This is a genomic window from Halomonas sp., from assembly GCF_041689495.1.
In the GTDB taxonomy this organism is placed as follows: Bacteria; Pseudomonadota; Gammaproteobacteria; order Pseudomonadales; family Halomonadaceae; genus Halomonas.
The window spans coordinates 1-2,620 of record NZ_JBDNGD010000303.1 but is presented as its reverse complement, the minus strand read 5'-3'; the positions used below and the strand labels follow the sequence as shown (position 1 = coordinate 2,620).

Genomic DNA, 2,620 nt, shown 5'->3' with positions numbered 1-2,620 from the left:
TCCAGGTGGGTCGCCAGGCCATGGCGTCGCGCCAGGGCGAGTGCCTCGAGCTGATAATCGGCAGGCATCACCTTGCCACGGAAGGTGTTTTCCAGCACCAGCAGTCGAGTGCGGACATGGTGAATGTCGTCATCGACCTTGAGCGCCGCCTCAACCCGGTCCAGCGGCAGGGTGCCATCCTCGGCGTGTTCAATGGGCTGGGACTGTATGCTGCCCAGCACCGCGGCACCGCCACCTTCATCACGGTAGGTATGCGCCAGTTGGCCGACGATATACTCGTCTCCACGCTGGCAGTGAGCCATCAGCGCGGCCAGGTTGCTCTGGGTGCCAGACGGGAAAAACAGGGCCGCAGGTTTGGCCGCCCTTTCGGCCACGGCCGACTCGAAGGCGCTGACGCTAGGGTCGTCACGCCACACATCATCACCCACCGGGGCCTGACTCATGGCCTCGCGCATGGCGGCGGTGGGGCGAGTGACGGTATCACTGCGCAGATCGATCATCCTGTCTCCTGGGAGATGCGGGTCGGTCATCATTCTACCAGCGCCATCTCCAGTACGCGGGCCACATGGATCGCCTCCCTGGCCGCGCCGTCCTTGATCTGGTGCCGGCAACTGGTGCCGTCGGCGATCAGCAGCACATCATCCCCACCCTCGCGAATCGCCGGAAGCAACGAGAGCTCGGCCATCTTCATGGACGCCTCGTAGTGTTCGGCCTCGTAGCCGAAACTTCCGGCCATGCCGCAGCAGGAGGATTCGATGGTCTCGACGTCCAGACCCGGTATCCATCCCAGCACCTGCTCGATCGGACGCACGGCATCGAAGGCCTTCTGATGACAGTGCCCATGCAGCAAGGCTCGCTTGTGGTCCAAGCAGGCGAGCTCCAGGGACAGCTCCCCCGCCATCCGCGCCTTGACCAGAAATTCCTCGAACAGGAAGGCGGACTCGGACAATGAATGGGCCTGCTCACCGAAGCCATATTGCAGGAACTCGTCGCGCATGCTCAACAAGCAGGAAGGCTCGAGCCCAACGATCGCCACTCCGCGCTCCACGAAGGGCATCAGGGCATCCAGGCTACGCTGGGCCTCCGCCCTGGCCTTGTCGAACTGTCCGGATGACAGGTAGGTACGGCCACAGCAGAGGGGTCGCTCGCCCTGCTTCACATTGAGATGAACCCGATAGCCGGCGGCCTCGAGCACCCGCTTGGCGGCTCTGGCATTGTCTCCCTCCATGTAGTTGTTGAAGGTATCGACGAACAGCAGTACCTCGCGCGATGCCTGGACCGGCCCCTGCCGGGACTCCGCCAGGAAGTTGCCATGGAAGGCGGGGAAGGCCCGCTCGGGCGCCAGCCCCAATGCCCGCTTGACCTGGCGCGACACGAACGGCACTCGCTCCGCCGCCCCCAGCAGGCCGGAAAACCGGCTGGCCCAGGGGGCATACCGAGGCATCTCGCCGACCATCCGATCGCGCAGGGAAAGCCCCTTGGCACGCACTCGGGCGGCCCGTGCCTCGATCTTGAACTTGGCCATGTCGACGCCGGTGGGACAATCCCGCTTGCATCCCTTGCAGGACACGCAGAGATCCAGCGCCTCCTTGATGTCGTCGCCGGCCAGGCCCTGATCGCCCAGCTGACCGGTAAGAACCAGGCGCAGGGTATTGGCACGCCCCCGGGTCAGGTGCTGCTCGTCCCTGGTGATGCGAAAACTCGGGCACATGGTGCCAGCATCGAACTTCCGGCAATGGCCGTTGTTGTTGCACATCTCCACCGCCATGGCCAGCCCATGGGACGGATCGTCGGCCGTTCCGGGTTTGCTCTGCTCGCCGGTCAATGGATCGCGCTCGACGTTCCAGGCCGACCAGTCGAATACCGGGGTCAGCGGGATCGCCCGATAGTCCTTGCGGTTACGGAAGTAGCGATGATCATCCATCTTCGGGGTATCGACGATCTTGCCGGGGTTGAAGCGATTCTCGGGATCGAAGAGTTGCTTGATCTCCCTGAAGGCATCGTTGACGGTGGGACCGAACTGCCAGGCCACCCACTCGCCGCGGCACAGGCCATCGCCGTGCTCACCGGAGTAGGCGCCCTTGTACTCGCGCACCAGGGCGGAGGCCTGCTCGGCGATTTCGCGCATCTTCTCCGCGCCGTCGCGGCGCATGTCGAGGATCGGCCGCACATGCAGGGTGCCGACGCTGGCATGGGCATACCAGGTGCCCTCGGTGCCGTAACGGTGGAAGACCTGAGTGAGCTTGTCGGTATACTCGGCCAGGTGCTCGAGGGGCACCGCACAGTCCTCGATGAAGGACACCGGCTTGCCGTCACCCTTCATGCTCATCATGATATTCAGACCCGCCTTGCGCACATTCCAGAGCGCCTTCTGCTCGGCCGGCTCGGGCATGCCGACCACGGAGTCGGGCAGGCCCAGATCCCCCATCAGCTGCTTGAGACGATGCAGGGCATCCAACTGCGCCTGAGAATCCTGGCCGGCGAATTCCACCAGCAATACGGCCTCCGGCTTGCCTTTCAGGGCCTTCTCGATCACCGGCCGGAACGCCGGATTCTCCAGCGACAGGTCGATCATGGTGCGGTCGACCAGTTCCACCGCCGTGGGATCGAGCTTGACGAT

The 2,620-nt window shown here is 64.2% G+C and carries 2 protein-coding genes; both read right to left on the bottom strand.

What is annotated here, in order from left to right; all coding sequences use genetic code 11:
- Positions 1-500: beta-eliminating lyase-related protein (locus tag ACESMD_RS10125; RefSeq protein ID WP_372612786.1), on the bottom strand; the 500-nt coding region annotated here is incomplete at its 3' end.
- Positions 501-529: 29 nt separating this feature from the next.
- Positions 530-2,620 (bottom strand): FAD-binding and (Fe-S)-binding domain-containing protein (locus tag ACESMD_RS10120; RefSeq protein ID WP_372612784.1); only part of this gene is annotated, 2,091 nt, incomplete at its 5' end.